The organism is Thermostichus sp. OS-CIW-30 (assembly GCF_054060215.1).
The window spans coordinates 15,313-29,796 of the sequence record NZ_JBSSCZ010000001.1; the positions used below are offsets into that span (position 1 = coordinate 15,313).

Here is a 14,484-nt window from a genome sequence, read left to right on the forward strand (position 1 = left end):
ACCGAGTGACCTTAGTAGTTCAAGATGATACGGCGGTTTTGCAAGCTAAGCTAGAGCTTAGATACTGCTGCTGCGAATGCGAATTTCCCATTTGAGTGCAATTCACGTAGGGGGGACTTCATTGTTCCCCCTTTTCTTCAGCTGACCCTAGCTGAAGTTCTCAAAGCCTACTCAGAAAAAGTAGGAAAGCCTAACGGCGGGCCTGGGCAAAAATGGCTTGCAAAATCTCGTCGGCCCCCTGCTGTTTTAGCTTTTCTGCAAGAGCCATCCCCACTGCCTCGGGATCGGCGGTGGATCCCATTTGGCTGTCGCGGATGAGCCGCCGGCCATCCAGGTCGGCCACCATACCGGTTAGGTGCAGCGCCTCCCCTTGGACTTGGCTGTGAACGCCAATGGGCACTTGACACCCTCCTTCCAAAGCCCGCAGGAAAGCTCGCTCTGCCAAGCAGCGGGCTGTGGCCTCCGCATCGGCCAAGGGTCGGATAAGCTCCAGAATCCGCTCATCTCCCTGCCGACACTCGATTCCCAGGGATCCCTGGCCAACCGCGTACAGAGACACGCTGGGATCCAGCACCTCGTGGATCCGGTCGGCTTTGCCCAGGCGCTTCAACCCGGCCACTGCCAAAATAAGGCCGTCGTACTCTCCCCTCTCCAGCTTGGCCAAGCGGGTGTTGAGGTTGCCCCGCACATCCTTAAAGTGCAAGTGGGGAAAGGCATGGCGCAGTTGGGCCAGCCGCCGCAGCGATGAAGTGCCGATCACCGTCCCCTCTGGCAGGGTGGCCAGTTGGTAGCTGCGCAGCTCCTCTCGCAGCACCAAAGCGTCCAACGGATCCTCCCGCTGCGTAATTGCTCCCAACATCAAGCCCTCCGGCAGGCGGGTGGGTAAGTCTTTAAGGCTGTGTACCGCCAAGTCGCTGCTGCCGTTGAGCAGGCTAACTTCCAATTCCTTGGTAAAAAGACCTTTGTCCCCAATTTTGGCCAGTGCCACATCCAGGATGATGTCTCCCTGGGTGGAAAGGGTGTTGAGCTCCAGAGGTAATCCCGGATGGTGTTCTTGCAACTGACCCATCACCCACTGGGTCTGCACCAAAGCCAACTCGCTTTTTCGAGAGGCAATCCGCACCGGCTTGGTGATCCCAGCAGAGGGCTTGGAAGGGGTCGAGGCCCGTTCGCTCATGGCTGCCGCAAAAAAAGAGCACTGTTTCTCACGCTAGCCGAATCTGTGCCAGGGCAAGGCGGCGGCCTTTAAGATCCTTAACCAAAATTGCAGCTTCCCGAAATCAAGACTTTACCGCAGGGATCCCAGCCGGTAGGATAAGTAGATGGATTCTCCGGCTCGGCGGGGGAGGATCCGGTCTGTCAAGCTCCTCTTCCCCAACCCCAGAGCTTTTGAGGGGAGCTTTCTACAATGGGCACAAGCCCCTGGTTTGGTTGGTCGTCTGCCTGGATGAGTCTTATGGAAGAAAACAACGTCAGCAACGGCACTCAATTACTGCTCAAGCGCAACATTCCCATCAAGGTGGTGGTCACACCCCTTTGGAAAAAGGAAATGCAGGAGCAATTGGAGCGGCAGATCGAAGCCACCGATGCTCAGATGCAACAGCTGGAGTTTCAGGGCAAGCGGGCTATTGCCGAACTGGAGAAACAGAGCCCCAACCCCAACAGCCCCCAAGTGCTCCAACAGGTGGAAGCGGTGAAAAGCCGCGTGAACGAGCAGAAAATCCGCCTCTTGGATCAGAAAAACCAATTGTTGCAGCAGATCAACCAACTGAGCACCCTGGAGCTTAACCAAGAAGTGCTGCAGGGCAATGTGGAGAGCTTCTTCCGAGTCCAAAAAGGAGACAACCTGATCCAGAAAATGCAGGTCGAGATCCTTCTGGAAGATGGGGTGATCAAAGAGATTCGCGGTAACCCATAGGCTACTCACCCCCTTGCCGGAGAAGCGGCAGTCGGGATCCCCAATTTTTCTCGCCTGTAGGTTCTCGAGAACTCCGTTTCGCCAACACAATGGGTGACAATAGGTAACAACCTCTTAACAGCCTTTGGGTTAACGCTCGCACAGGCTGGCGAGGTTGGGTAACATTGCCGCCCGGGGGAGGATTCCCATGTCTGAGTTCGTCTGGTCAGAGCCAGAGCCTCTCGAGGATCTTCATCTTCCCGATTGGTTGCTCACCTCGGCCCAGCGCCGCCGTCTCAAGGCTCTGCTGGTTCTGGCCATGGTGTGGGGGTTGGTCAGCCTGATGCATGTGGTGCCGACGGCCCGTTGGATCACCGTTGGTCTGGCCACGTTCATGGTGATCCACATCAGTCGGTTGTTTCGCCTACAACCGGCGGCCTCCCTACCCCCTCTGAGACTTCCTTCTGCCGACACGACCCGCCGGGATCCCAGGTCAACAGATAACAGCGATGACCCTAACAACAATGACTCTGTCCTGCCAATGCAACGGGATGGGCAGAGCGGGCTTTCTGAGTTGGGCGGGCTGGCCTTGCCCCGTGTGGCTGTGTTGATCCCAGCCAAGAATGAGAGCGCAGTGCTCCCACGGCTGTTGCACAGCTTGACCCAGCTCCGTTACCCCACCAGCCATCTGGAGCTGTGGGCCATCGACGACAACAGCAGCGATGCCACCCCTGAAGTTCTGCGGGAAGCCCAAAAGCGGATCCCGCATCTGCGGGTTTACCGGCGGCAGCCAGGACGAGGGGGGGGCAAGTCCGGTGCCCTCAACGAGGTACTGCCCCTGACTCAAGGGGAGATCATCCTGGTCTGCGATGCCGATGCTGTGGTGCCTTCGGATTTTCTTGCCCGCACTCTGCCCTTGTTTGTTCAAGTGGGAAGCCTGCGCAGCCGTTTCAGCAGACGGACGGTAGGCGCTGTCCAGGTGCGCAAGGCCCTGAGCAACCCCAACGTCAACTTCTGGACTTTGGGGCAGGTGGCGGAAATGGCCTCTGATGCTTACTTCCAGCAGCAGCGCGTGGCTGTGAGGGGTATTGGCGAGCTACGTGGCAACGGCCAACTGGTGCGGCGAGATGTTTTGGAAAAGTGCGGCGGCTGGAACGAGGCCACCCTCACTGACGACCTGGATCTCACCTTCAAGCTGCACCTGGCGGGCGTAGATATCGCCTTTCTGACGGAGCCGGCCATCGTCGAAGAAGGGGTCACCTCTTGGAAAAGTCTCTGGCACCAGCGCTGCCGCTGGGCGGAAGGGGGCTACCAGCGCTATCTCGACTACTGGCCAGGGATCCTCGGTCGCCGGATGGGGATGGCCAAAACAGTAGATCTCTGGGCCTTCTTTATTTCTCAGTACTTGCTGCCGATGGCCTTGGTTCCCGATACCCTCTGGGTGCTGTTGACGGGCCACTCCTCGGTGCTGCTCCCCTTGAATGCTCTGGTGATGGGCTGCCTGACGGTGGCTTTTTACCGGGGGCTACGCCAGGTGGAGGGCTTGCGCGGACGGCGACTTTGGTGGCACACCGCCCTGGGCTTGGTCTACATGCTCCACTGGCTGCCGGTTATGATCGCCACAACCGCTCGCATGTGTGTACAGCCCAAGCGCCTAAGGTGGGTGAAAACTGTTCATCACGGCGCTTGAGGTCAGCAAGTTGGATCCAATCCTGCTATCCTAGTCAAGCACCTGCTCACGCCCTGCTCGACCATGGCCCGCCTCTACTACGACACCGACGCCAACCTGGAGCCTTTGGCCGATAAAACCGTTGCCATCATCGGCTATGGCAGCCAAGGCCACGCCCACGCCCTCAACTTGCGCGATAGCGGTGTCCAGGTCATCGTTGGCCTTTACCCTGGCAGCCCTTCCTGGCCCAAAGCCGAGCAAGACGGCTTAATGGTCAAAACGGTGGCGGATGCTGCCGCTGCCGCCGATTGGGTAATGGTTTTGCTGCCCGATGAAGTGCAAAAGGCCGTTTTCCAGGGCGAAATCCGTCCCCACCTGCAGCCGGGGAACGTGCTCCTCTTTGCCCACGGCTTCAACATTCACTTCGGGCAGATCCAGCCGCCGGCAGACGTGGATGTCATCATGGTTGCCCCCAAAGGCCCTGGGCACTTGGTGCGGCGCACCTACCAAGCGGGGGAAGGGGTGCCCTGCCTGTTTGCCGTCTATCAAGATGCCTCGGGAATGGCACGGGAGCGGGCCATGGCCTATGCCAAAGCCATCGGTGGCACGCGGGCCGGCATTTTGGAAACCACCTTCCGGGAAGAGACCGAAACCGACCTCTTTGGCGAGCAGGTGGTGCTCTGCGGTGGGCTGACGGCTCTGATCAAAGCGGGGTTTGAAACCTTGGTGGAAGCGGGCTACCAGCCGGAACTGGCCTACTTCGAGTGCCTGCACGAGGTGAAGCTGATCGTGGATCTCATCGTCGAGGGCGGCCTGGAAAAAATGCGCCAGAGCATCTCCAACACGGCAGAATACGGCGACTACACCCGTGGCCCCCGCATCATTACGGAGCAAACCCGCGCCGAGATGAAACGCATCCTCGCCGAGATTCAAAGCGGCCAATTTGCCCGTGAATTTGTCTTGGAAAATCAGGCCGGCAAGCCAGGGTTTACTGCGATGCGGCGCCGCGAGGCCGAACACCCCATTGAACAGGTGGGCAGGGAGCTGCGGGCCATGTTTAGCTGGCTAAAGAAATAGGTCGGATATCTGGAGCTGAGGGTAGACCATCTCTGTGCTGGATCTGAAGCTGCTGCGGGATCGCCCTGAACAGGTACGCCAAGCCCTGCAAAACCGCCGGGCCACAGTCGATCTGGATGGGATCCTGCAGTTGGATCGGGAGCGGCGGCAGTTGGAGACCCGCAAGGGATCCCTGCAGGCCGAAAGCAACAGCCTCGGCAAAAAAGTCGGCGAGATCATCCGCCAGGGGGCGGATCCCCAAGGCCCCGAAGTGGCGGCCCTGCGGCAGCGGGGGGTGGATCTCAAGGCCGAGATTGCCCAACTGGAGCAGCAGGAACGGGAGCTGGAAGAGGAGATTCGTGCTCGGCTGCTTACCCTGCCCAATTTGCCCCTGCCCAGCGTGCCGGTTGGCCGAGATGAGGCCGACAATGTAGAGGTGCGCCGCTGGGGTGAGGAGCTAAAGCCGGCCCATCCTGTCCTTCCCCATGACGAGATTGCCGAAAAACTGGGGTTGCTGGAGATTGGCCGTGCGGTCAAAGTGGCCCAAAGCCGCTTTGTGGCTATGGTAGGGGCGGGCGCGGCCCTGGAACGGGCTTTGATTGCCATGATGCTGGAGCGCCACGTTGCAGCCGGCTACACCGAGGTGATCCCACCCTTTTTGGTCAACAGCGCCGCTTTGCAGGGGACGGGGCAATTGCCCAAGTTCGCCGAAGATAGTTTTCGCTGTGCTGATGACGACCTGTGGCTGATCCCGACGGCGGAAGTTCCCCTTACCAATCTGTACCGGGATGAGGTAATCCCTGCGGAGTCCCTTCCTCTCTACTTCTGTGCTTACACCCCATGTTTTCGCCGCGAGGCGGGCAGCTATGGCCGCGACACCAAGGGGCTGATCCGATTGCACCAATTTCAAAAAGTGGAGCTGGTCAAGGTCACTCGCCCAGATCAATCGGAAGCCGAACACGAGAAGCTGGTGCAGGATGCCGAGGCCATCTTACAGATGCTGGAGCTGCCCTACCGGGTGGTGGAGCTGTGTAGCGGCGATTTGGGCTTTGCGGCAGCCCGCTGCTTTGACTTGGAGGTGTGGTTCCCCTCCCAAAATCAATACCGCGAGATCTCCAGTTGCTCCAACTGCTGGGACTTTCAGGCCCGCCGTGCTAACCTGCGCTACAAAGAAGCCGGCCAGAAAGGCACCCAGTTTGTCCACACCCTGAACGGATCTGGCTTGGCGGTGGGGCGCTCTCTGGCTGCCCTGCTGGAAAATCACCAACAGCCGGATGGCTCGATTCGCATTCCCAAGGCGCTGCGTCCCTTTCTCAGCTCCCGGTTTCTCTCGGAAGACGGGATCCTCATTCCTGCTGCCTGAGCTCAAACTCAACAAGATTGGATTGAGATGCTCCTGCCCAGATAGGCGGGTGTTCCCATCTTTTCTCCGACGACGGAGAATTGCAAGCTGTCTCACGGCAGTTTTTTGAAACCTCTGAAATGAACAACCTTGACCTGCCCCCGGCTCTAAAGGGCGAGGATCCCTAACACTTCACAGAGACGATCCACCTGACGGTAGCCTCAATCTTTAGGGTCATTTCAAGTTAGGTTGAGACACTTCCCAAGTGCTCTGCGGTACCGCTTCCGCTATGCAAAAGGGGAGAGGAGCTAGGAAGCAATGCATTCCTACCTTCCTGCCGGGCTGTCCTTCCGCTCAAGATTTGCCCTTGAGGCGATCCAACTCAGCTTGCAATTCGGCGATCTTCTGGCGCAGACGGGCCGCTTCCGAAAGTTCGATGGCCGTGCCTGCCTCGCCCTCGGTATCGCTAATGTCATCAATGGTGATCTTGCGGGGGCCGGCAGTTTGTCTGTATTCCCCCTTGCGGTTGGCGTTGGCAGCGATGGCATCCATGTAAGCCCGCGCCTCCTCAGCGGTCATCGCCCCCCGCTCCACCAGCTCGTCCACCAAAGCTTGCGCCTGCTTGCGCAATTCCATCAGACGGCTACCCGCTTTGCCAGCCACCTTGGCAGCATTATCCGCGGCCACAGCGGCCAGACCCATGCCGAGGTAGAAAGCCTTTTGAGCCCAGTTGGCGAGGGGATTGTCTGTCTCGGACATTGCTAGGACAAGGGGGAGAAAGGCGAGAAGGGGAATGACCCAGCAGAGAGGAAAGTGGGGTAGCAAAGGGCGACCCGGGTTGACGCGCCTGCTCTGAGCATCCCGTGGTGCTGCTATCTTCCGATCCTGACACGGTTTGGGCGTCGGAGCTGCACGGACCCAGGTCTTTCAGTAGCCTAGCATTTTTCCGTTCTGCCCTGCTCGGCTTTCTTGGGCAACAGATGGATTGCTCAGGGGGCTAGGGAGTTTCAGGCGGCTCCAGATAAACAGGGATCCGTTCCACAGCCGTATCGTTGCGCTGCACTTCCTGTTCCTGAACTTGAGGAAGGGTCACCGGCAAGGTCACTGGCTGGGCAACAAAACAACTGGCCACCGGCAGGGCTTGCTCCAGCTCATCCAGAGGGCGCGGGATCACCGCCACCGCGTGCAGTTCCCCAATGCGCTCTGCTTCGTACATGCCGGCATCGATGGCAATGGCCACGTTGGCTACCGTACCGCGGATAATGGCCGTACATAGGCCATCCCCAATGGTCTCGTAGGCCGCCAGTTGGACATCCGCGGTTTTGAGCATGACATCGGCAGCTCCTACCATTGCCGGGAAGCCGCGAGTTTCCAGCAGGCCCACGGCCAAGTTACTGAGGCGGCTGTAGCCGCGGTTTTGTGCCAGTTGAGACAGCTTGCTGCTGATCGGCAGTACCACTTCCAAGTTGGGCAGGGGGCGCGGGATCACCAAACTGGAGATCTCCTCTTGGTCAAACTGGCGGGCCAGCTCAATTCCCTCCTCAATGGCAATGCGCACATCGGCAATTCCCCCCCGCACAATGGCTGTGCAATAGCCCCCCGAGGTTTTCTCAAAGCCGATCAGCGTCACGCCTGCCGACTTGGTCATGGCGTCAGCAATGCGCACGATGACCGGAAAGCTGCGCGTCTGAATCAGGCCCAGGGAGGTTGACATCGGCATCCTAACTACTCACGCCAGTTTAGCCATCAGAGCCGGCTATCCCCAGAGGAGAGCACCTGTCGATGGGGATAAATCTTGCTCAAGAGGCGATCCAATTCCCAATGGCCAGGGATCCCGTTGAGGTTGCGCGTTTTGGTCCTTGGGGAACCGGACTTTTCTTGGGTTTGCTCGGCAGCTTCCTGCCAGCGGCGGGTTTGCTTTTCAACATTGGCCACCGGAGAACTGGGTGGGGGAGACGGCTCAGGCGACATCTCTGGAGCCATTTCCACTGCCGCCGGCGAGGGCTCTGCCGGGATGGGCTTGCTGCCGCCCGCCTCCTGGAGATCGAAACCATAGGTGGGATCCCCGATCAGCGAGCCGGGGGGAATGACTGCTTGGCTGAGCACCGAACAATTCAGCACTGTGGTTTCTGAGCCGATGCAGGCGTTTTTGCCGATGGTGCCCTGCCCGATCACCAGCACCCCCATTCCCAAGGTTGCTCCCGCCTCCACGATGAGGGATCCCCCACAGGCGTGCAGAACGGATCCCATGCCGATACACGCGCCGCGCCCGATGTGAATTCGACAGCCGGGGTTGGCCCGCAGCAGCACCCCTGCCCCAATCCCCGCCCCGGCTTCCACCTGTACCTCACCACTGACAAAATAGCGAGTTTCGTCGTTCTGGCCAGGCAAGGCGCGGAGCGTCATGGAGTTGGGCAAAGTAGAGGCCAACAAAGTGCTCCTCATCGCTGGGGGGTTGGGCTTGAACCAACAGAGGTCAAAAAAAGCTGGGATCCCTCAAGGGGTTTGGATGATTTGCTCCAGCACTCGCCGTTTGGCCTTGGGATCGATCCCCAGCAGGCGAACGTATTCTCCCTGGTGTTCCGCCAGGCAGGCTTCTAGAGCCGCCACCACTTGCGGCACTTGGGTGGCCTCGATGGGGCTACAGCTTTGCCAGGAAGACGTGCGAAAACGGCGCTTGTCCGCATGTTCGGTGCCGATGCGGTAGCCTTGGCTGAGCAACTGCTGCACCTGAGCCACCACCTCGGCGCTGAGGCGGGTGCCAGAAAGGGATCCCTTGGGGGCAGAAGCAGGAGCCGCGGCAGCAGCAGCAGATTTTCCGCTAGGGGTTTGGATGATGCGCTCATAGACCCGCCGTTTGCCTTTGGGATCGATCCCCAGCAGGCGTACATACTCTCCCTGGTGCTCCGCCAGGGCAGCCGTCAGCTTAGCCAACACCTCTGGCCCGCGGGTGGCGCGAATGGCCGGCCCACTCTGCCAGGAAGAGGTTTTGAAGCGGCGCTCGTCGGCATACTCGTAGCCAATGCGGTAGCCTTGGGCCAGCAGCCGATGCACCTCCTCCTGCACCTCCAGATCCAGGCCGGCACTGCCCCCTGCCGCAGGAGCCGTATCTGCCACCACGCCGGTTCCTGCAGGACTGCTGCTCACCTGGCCTTGCGGGGTTTGAATGACCTTCTCCAGCACCCGCCGCTTGCCTTTGGGATCGATCCCCAACAGGCGCACATATTCTCCCTGGTGCTCTGCTAGGGCAGCCTGAACAGCGGCCAGGATCTCCTGCGGCTGACCGCTCAAATTGCCCAAGGTCTGCCAAGAAGAGGTGCGGTAGCGGCGGGCATCGGCCACCTCCAGGCCAATGCGATACCCCTGCGCCAACAAAGTCCGGATCTCCTCCTCCAGCCCTGAGCCAGAGCGAGAGCCGACCGCCCCAGAACCCGGAGCAGCGGCTGCCGAGACGCGGCTGGGCATCCCAGAAACCAGCGCCGGCCCATCGGGGGTTTGGATGATTTGCTCCAGCACCCGCCGTTTAGCCTTGGGATCGATCCCCAGCAGGCGCACATATTCCCCTTGGTGTTCTGCCAGGATGGCCCCCAATGACTGCACCACCTCCGCCTCGTGGGTGCTGGTGATTGGGCTTTCGCTTTGCCAGGAAGAGGTTTTGAAGCGGCGAGCATCGGCATACTCTAGCCCCACGCGATAGCCTTGGGCCAACAGGGCACGAATTTGCTCCACCACCTCCGGCTTGAGAGGGGATCCGCCGCCGTTCCGGCCATTGCCGCGATGGGAAGAATGAGTCATGGGTGCCGTCTCCGTAGCCGTTGAGTTAGAGGTGCGCTGCAGTTCGTTGCGGATGGGAGCGATACAGACGAGGTTTTCGCTGCACTGGTAGCCCTCTCGCAGGGCTTGGTTGATGCCGATCACGTGTTGGGCAAACTTGGCATCGCTATCCTGGACGTCGGGCAGCCGGTCGGCCTCGGCCTGGGTGGTGATGATGGATCCAGAAGGCACGTACTTGCCTGGGGGGATCTCCACATCCTGGATCAGGCAATGCAACATGATGATGCAGCCATCCCCAACCCGAGCGTTGAACACCGTCGAGCGGAAGCCAATAAAGCAGTCGTTGCCCACGTAGGCCGGCCCGTGGATCAGAGCCATGTGGGCAATGGAAGTGTTTCTGCCAATCCAAACGGAGTAGGGTTGGCCGTCTTCTCCTATCACCCGCCCCTGTTCCAGGCCGTGGATGACCACCCCATCCTGAATGTTGGATCTGGCGCCAATGTGGAAGGGGGATCCCTCGTCAGCGCGAATGGAAGTTCCCGGGGCGATCAGCACCTCCGCTTCCACCCGCACATCCCCAATGAGGTTGGAGAAAGAATGCACGTAGGCTGTGGGATCGATCTTAGGCTCCGCCAGTCGGCGAGACCAGGGCGTTGGCGGTGCAGCATAGGTGTGAGCAGGCATAACCGTGAGCCTCTAGAACGCAGTAGGGCGGACAAGGGCAGCAAGAGAGATGAGAAGGGAAGGGATCCCAGCTAGCGTTGATCGCGCTTGTTGTAGAGAGAGCGACCGCCAACGCTGACGGTATCGATGATCGCCATCACCACCGCATCCAGCGGGCGAGTCTGGTTTCCTTGCGGCTGGCGAGCGGCACTGCCTTGGCTAACCAGCACCCACTCGTCAATGCCGGCCCCCACCGGATCGGCAGCCACAGCGTAATCGGGTTGCGGCTGGCCCTCGAGATCGACGTACTGCACCAACAAAAACTTCACGCCCGTTAAGCTGGGATCCTTCTGGGTGCTGGTGACGGTGCCCCGCACAATGGCAATACGCATCAGGGACGGGTGAAGGGACGGATGGCATTTACCCCTTCGCGGAACTGAGCCACATCCTCGGTGTAGCGAATGGGCAACACGTACTCCAGGTTCTCGTGGGGACGGGCGATAATGTGCCAAGACAACAACTGGCCGCCGTTCACCCGCTTCACCGAGTCAATGCCGGCAGCCACCGAGGCTTGCACCTCCGAGACATCCCCCCGCACGATCACGGTGACCCGACCGCTGCTGATTTTCTCGTAACCCACCAGGGTAACGCGGGCTGCCTTGACCATGGCGTCGGCAGCTTCTACCACTGCCGGGAAGCCCAGGGTTTCGATCATTCCAACTGCAATAGCCATAGGTACTCCTTACGCTGAAAGTGAAAGTGGGGTGCGAACTTTCTGGGGTGCGAACTTTACTGAAGTGGGGACTAGGTGCGGAACTGCTCTACCGCCTCGGTATAGCGGATGGGCAACACAAACTCCAGGTTCTCGTGGGGACGGGCAATGATGTGGTGGGAGAGAATCTCACCCCCGCTCACCCGCTTGGCAGACTCCAAACCGGCGGCTACCGAAGCTTGCACCTCCGAGACATCCCCCCGCACGATCACCGTGACCCGACCGCTGCCGATTTTTTCGTAACCCACCAGGGTAACGCGGGCCGCCTTGACCATGGCATCGGCAGCTTCTACCACTGCCGGGAACCCGCGGGTCTCGATCATTCCAACTGCAATAGGCATATCAACTCTCCACTTCTGAACACTCAGTTCCTGAACGTTGTCGAACCCAGCAACAAGGCAAATTGATCTCGCTTGTTGGGTTCGCTCATGCAATCTCCTTTCGATTTCATCAGAGAGATCCTCTGCCCAAATCTCGATTGACAGCTTTTCCCGGCGACACCTACCCCAGCCACCAGAGACCCCCCTCTGAGGGGAGAAGGCTCTGAGCCACAGACCTCCGACTGAAGTCAGAACAGGTTGTAGGAGCCATCAGGGTTAACCGCAACTGTCACTCAGGCGGGCAAAGCTGCCAACTCTGAGCTAAGTCCACATCTTTCTTGTACACAATCGATCATACAAAATCGATTAGGACGACTCAGAGAAGGGATCCCCGACTTAACAAAATGATATCCCTATTTAATCCTGGACGAAAATCAATATTTTTAATTAGCACGATAGCTTTTTATTAAGAGAGGCAAAATTGTTATCAATTCAAAAATAATTCTTGACATCTTTTCAACTTTCACCGCTCATCGACTCCTGGATCATCGGCGCAGTGAGGGGGGCACTTCCAGGCCGTGGGCTTCCATGAGGTCGGCTTGGCCCATCAGGTGGGCCGGGGATCCCTGGGCCCAGATCCGCCCTTGATCCAACAGGATGACCTGATCGCACACCTCCAGGATCAGCTCCAGATCGTGGGAAGCCAGCAGAAAAGTGTGGGCGGCCTGTTGCAAAAAAACTATCAACCGGCGCCGGGCTCGCAAATCGAGGTTGGCTGTCGGCTCATCGTAGAGCACCAACTGGGGCTGCATCGCCAGGATCCCGGCAATGGCAACCATGCGCTTTTCCCCACCAGAGAGGTGATGGGGGGGACGATCGGCCAAATGGAGGGTGCCGGTCATCTGCAGGGCGGCCTGAACGGCAGCCGCAATCTCCGCCTCAGGACGGGCCAAATTGCGCAGTCCGAAGGCCACATCTTCGGCCACCGATGGGGCAAACAGTTGGTCGTTGGGATCCTGAAACACCAACCCCACCTCAGGGCGAAACTGGCCGGGCCGCAGCGGCTGGCCAAACAAACTCACCTGGCCAGAGCAGGGGGGCAACAGGCCGCAGAGGGTGAGGAACAGGGTAGTTTTACCCGCGCCATTGGGGCCGATCACCCCCAGATGTTGCCCAACCTCGACCCGTAGATCCAGCCCTTGCAGCACCGGCGGATGACCGGGATAAGCTGTCCACAATTGGTTCACCTCCACCGCCGGCACCGGGTTCATAGCAAAGCTAGGGCATCCGCACGTCTTTCCAGCGCTCCTGGGTGGCCGTGGGGGTAAGTTGCAAGGTGGGCACACTGGGGCTGGTCAGGTCAATGTGGACGATGTCGTCGGGCGTACACTCGCAGTAGCGGCGCAGATCCCGCATTTGGTTGAGGGTCTGAATTTGCAAGGGCAAGCGGTCGGAAATCGGCCCCAGGTAGACGTTGCCCAGCTCAGTATGCAGGGTGATCCCCGCTCCAGATTGCCAATCCACTGCCCTAATCTGGATTTCGGATTGCTGCAAAGCCTTGAGCAACAGCGCCCATTGGTCTGGGGTGTGGTTCTCCCAGCCCAGCAGCTCCAGCTCAGGCCAAGACGCGGGGGAACGGTAGGGATCCGGAGACAGCCAGTTGCCCTGGACATCCACCCAGCCCAGTTGGTTGCCCCATCGCGCGCGCGCCACAGGTTGCCGTTCCCGCACCTGGACGATGACACCCACCGGCAGCAGCCGCCGCTGCACCTGGACGCTTTCGATGGGAGAGGGGCGGGTCGGGGATCCCAGCAAAGCCCTTTCCAAAACAGCCGGTTGCACCTGCCAAATGTTGAGGGGATACTGCAGGGGCAATTGTGCCCGTATCCAGGCGGGATCGACCCGGTGGGCCCCTTTTACCTGAATCTGCTCTGGCTGACGAATTTGCCAGTGGGGCTGCCGTAGGCCCAGCACCAGCAGCGCCAAGAGGGTCATCGAACCGGTCAGGCGCCAGGATCCCTGCCAAAACCGGCTGCGCCGTTGCCGACGCAAAAGCCGCCTGCGCTGCAAAAGTTGTTCACGGGTGGGAGCAGCCAGAAGCGCCATGGATCCCCCTTCACCCCATCACAGGGTGTGGAGATGGGAAGCATTCCCTGCTTCTATTCAACCCGCAATCTCCTGAACTTGATCTGCGCGCAGCCAAACCGTAGGGGTGGGAACAGCCCCAAACTTAATCTGCAGGTAGTCACCTTTGATATCCACGACTTCTCCGGGGGTCTCGAAAACGTAGTTGGGAATAAAAGGATCGCTTGCCTGCGCTTCTAAGCTACCCTCCAGTTTCTCGCGGATGGCCCGCACCAGGGTGCCTCGCTTAATCGCCATTGCTCCTCCTCAAGTTCAGTCGCAGATTAGCCGGTTCGATAGCAGTTGTATCACGCCTGCCGCTGCCGTGAAGAAGAAAGCTGGGATCCAGCCTCTGGCTCGGCTCTGACGGGGATCAACCTGAATTTGGCCTATTTGCGTCTCAGGCTGCGGGCCATATTGCGGAAGGTATCCATGTCCGATCCCCCCTGACGGCGTGGGCTTGCTCCGCTGCTGCTTGAAGCGGAGGATCCCTGCTCAGCAGCAGTTTCAGGAGTTTTGGCTTGCTCTGTGGACAACTTAACTTTGCTGAGGGAAGAGACCTGCTCCACCACCTCCACCTTCTCCTTGCTGCCGAAATCCTGGAAGGTGTGCTTCACGATCCTGGGGGTGCGCATATACTCGATGTTGCCAAGGGTTTTGGCTTCATCTGGGTCGAGAAAAAAAGTATTGTCGTTTTTCGCTTTCTTTGGGGTTGGCTTAGCAACAGTTTCCGGTGAGGACGTGGCCGCAGCTTTGCCGCGCGAGCCGAACAAGCGCTTGAAGATGCCTACCATGGTCGTTTTGCCTGCAATGGGTAAGGAAGTTGAGCCGGATCCCTAGGCACTGATATTGGCCACCCGCCCTTGG

General features: G+C 59.3%; 16 protein-coding genes and 1 other RNA gene. 4 read left to right on the plus strand and 13 right to left on the minus strand.

All coding sequences use genetic code 11. The features are described 5' to 3' along the window. Positions 1-190 precede the first annotated feature (190 nt). The gene (hemC, locus tag ACVWZF_RS00080) at positions 191-1,177 is read right to left on the minus strand and encodes a hydroxymethylbilane synthase (RefSeq protein WP_457410554.1); all 987 of its coding nucleotides are present in this window, start codon (positions 1,175-1,177) and stop codon (positions 191-193) included. Between the two features lie 279 nt (positions 1,178-1,456). On the opposite strand from hemC, the gene ACVWZF_RS00085 reads away from it, so the two are divergent. From ACVWZF_RS00085 to serS, 4 genes are all read left to right on the plus strand, one after another. Then, positions 1,457-1,918: a YlqD family protein gene (locus ACVWZF_RS00085; RefSeq protein ID WP_414329203.1), complete on the plus strand. Its 462-nt coding sequence runs from the start codon at positions 1,457-1,459 to the stop codon at positions 1,916-1,918. 187 nt (positions 1,919-2,105) lie between these two features. Further along, positions 2,106-3,587 carry a glycosyltransferase gene (locus ACVWZF_RS00090; RefSeq protein ID WP_457410556.1) on the plus strand — a complete coding sequence of 494 codons (1,482 nt, stop codon included), beginning with the start codon at positions 2,106-2,108 and terminating at the stop codon, positions 3,585-3,587. A 63-nt stretch (positions 3,588-3,650) separates the two neighbouring features. Then, positions 3,651-4,643: a ketol-acid reductoisomerase gene (gene ilvC, locus ACVWZF_RS00095; protein WP_457394242.1), complete on the plus strand. Its 993-nt coding sequence runs from the start codon at positions 3,651-3,653 to the stop codon at positions 4,641-4,643. A gap of 34 nt (positions 4,644-4,677) precedes the next feature. Then, positions 4,678-5,985: a serine--tRNA ligase gene (gene serS, locus ACVWZF_RS00100; RefSeq protein ID WP_414399944.1), complete on the plus strand. Its 1,308-nt coding sequence runs from the start codon at positions 4,678-4,680 to the stop codon at positions 5,983-5,985. 333 nt (positions 5,986-6,318) lie between these two features. On the opposite strand, the gene ACVWZF_RS00105 is transcribed toward serS, so the two are convergent. The 12 genes from ACVWZF_RS00105 to ACVWZF_RS00160 form a co-directional block, all read right to left on the minus strand. Beyond that, the gene (locus tag ACVWZF_RS00105) at positions 6,319-6,723 is read right to left on the minus strand and encodes a hypothetical protein (protein WP_011433390.1); all 405 of its coding nucleotides are present in this window, start codon (positions 6,721-6,723) and stop codon (positions 6,319-6,321) included. A gap of 68 nt (positions 6,724-6,791) precedes the next feature. Then, positions 6,792-6,889: signal recognition particle sRNA small type (gene ffs, locus ACVWZF_RS00110), an RNA gene on the minus strand. Positions 6,890-6,961: 72 nt separating this feature from the next. Continuing rightward, positions 6,962-7,678 carry a carbon dioxide-concentrating mechanism protein CcmK gene (locus ACVWZF_RS00115; RefSeq protein ID WP_011433391.1) on the minus strand — a complete coding sequence of 239 codons (717 nt, stop codon included), beginning with the start codon at positions 7,676-7,678 and terminating at the stop codon, positions 6,962-6,964. Positions 7,679-7,710: 32 nt separating this feature from the next. After that, complete coding sequence (locus ACVWZF_RS00120; protein WP_238376729.1) at positions 7,711-8,394, minus strand: LbetaH domain-containing protein; 684 nt, start codon at positions 8,392-8,394, stop codon at positions 7,711-7,713. 66 nt (positions 8,395-8,460) lie between these two features. Then, a complete protein-coding gene (locus ACVWZF_RS00125) occupies positions 8,461-10,422 on the minus strand; it encodes a ribulose bisphosphate carboxylase small subunit (protein ID WP_011433393.1) in 1,962 nt (653 codons plus the stop codon). Positions 10,423-10,493: 71 nt separating this feature from the next. After that, the gene (locus ACVWZF_RS00130) at positions 10,494-10,793 is read right to left on the minus strand and encodes a EutN/CcmL family microcompartment protein (RefSeq protein ID WP_011433394.1); all 300 of its coding nucleotides are present in this window, start codon (positions 10,791-10,793) and stop codon (positions 10,494-10,496) included. Then, positions 10,793-11,134: a carbon dioxide-concentrating mechanism protein CcmK gene (locus tag ACVWZF_RS00135; protein ID WP_011433395.1), complete on the minus strand. Its 342-nt coding sequence runs from the start codon at positions 11,132-11,134 to the stop codon at positions 10,793-10,795. Before ACVWZF_RS00135 ends, ACVWZF_RS00130 begins: the two co-directional genes overlap by 1 nt. Positions 11,135-11,205: 71 nt before the next feature. Then, a complete protein-coding gene (locus ACVWZF_RS00140) occupies positions 11,206-11,514 on the minus strand; it encodes a carbon dioxide-concentrating mechanism protein CcmK (protein WP_011430450.1) in 309 nt (102 codons plus the stop codon). A 524-nt stretch (positions 11,515-12,038) separates the two neighbouring features. After that, positions 12,039-12,764 (minus strand): energy-coupling factor ABC transporter ATP-binding protein, encoded by a 726-nt coding sequence (locus tag ACVWZF_RS00145; RefSeq protein ID WP_414373739.1) that lies wholly within the window; start codon positions 12,762-12,764, stop codon positions 12,039-12,041. A gap of 7 nt (positions 12,765-12,771) precedes the next feature. After that, positions 12,772-13,599: a cell division protein FtsQ/DivIB gene (locus ACVWZF_RS00150; protein ID WP_457410559.1), complete on the minus strand. Its 828-nt coding sequence runs from the start codon at positions 13,597-13,599 to the stop codon at positions 12,772-12,774. A gap of 57 nt (positions 13,600-13,656) precedes the next feature. Then, a complete protein-coding gene (gene ndhO, locus ACVWZF_RS00155) occupies positions 13,657-13,875 on the minus strand; it encodes an NAD(P)H-quinone oxidoreductase subunit O (RefSeq protein WP_414352011.1) in 219 nt (72 codons plus the stop codon). Positions 13,876-14,006: 131 nt separating this feature from the next. Next, positions 14,007-14,411 carry a hypothetical protein gene (locus tag ACVWZF_RS00160; protein WP_011433399.1) on the minus strand — a complete coding sequence of 135 codons (405 nt, stop codon included), beginning with the start codon at positions 14,409-14,411 and terminating at the stop codon, positions 14,007-14,009. Positions 14,412-14,484: the final 73 nt, after the last annotated feature.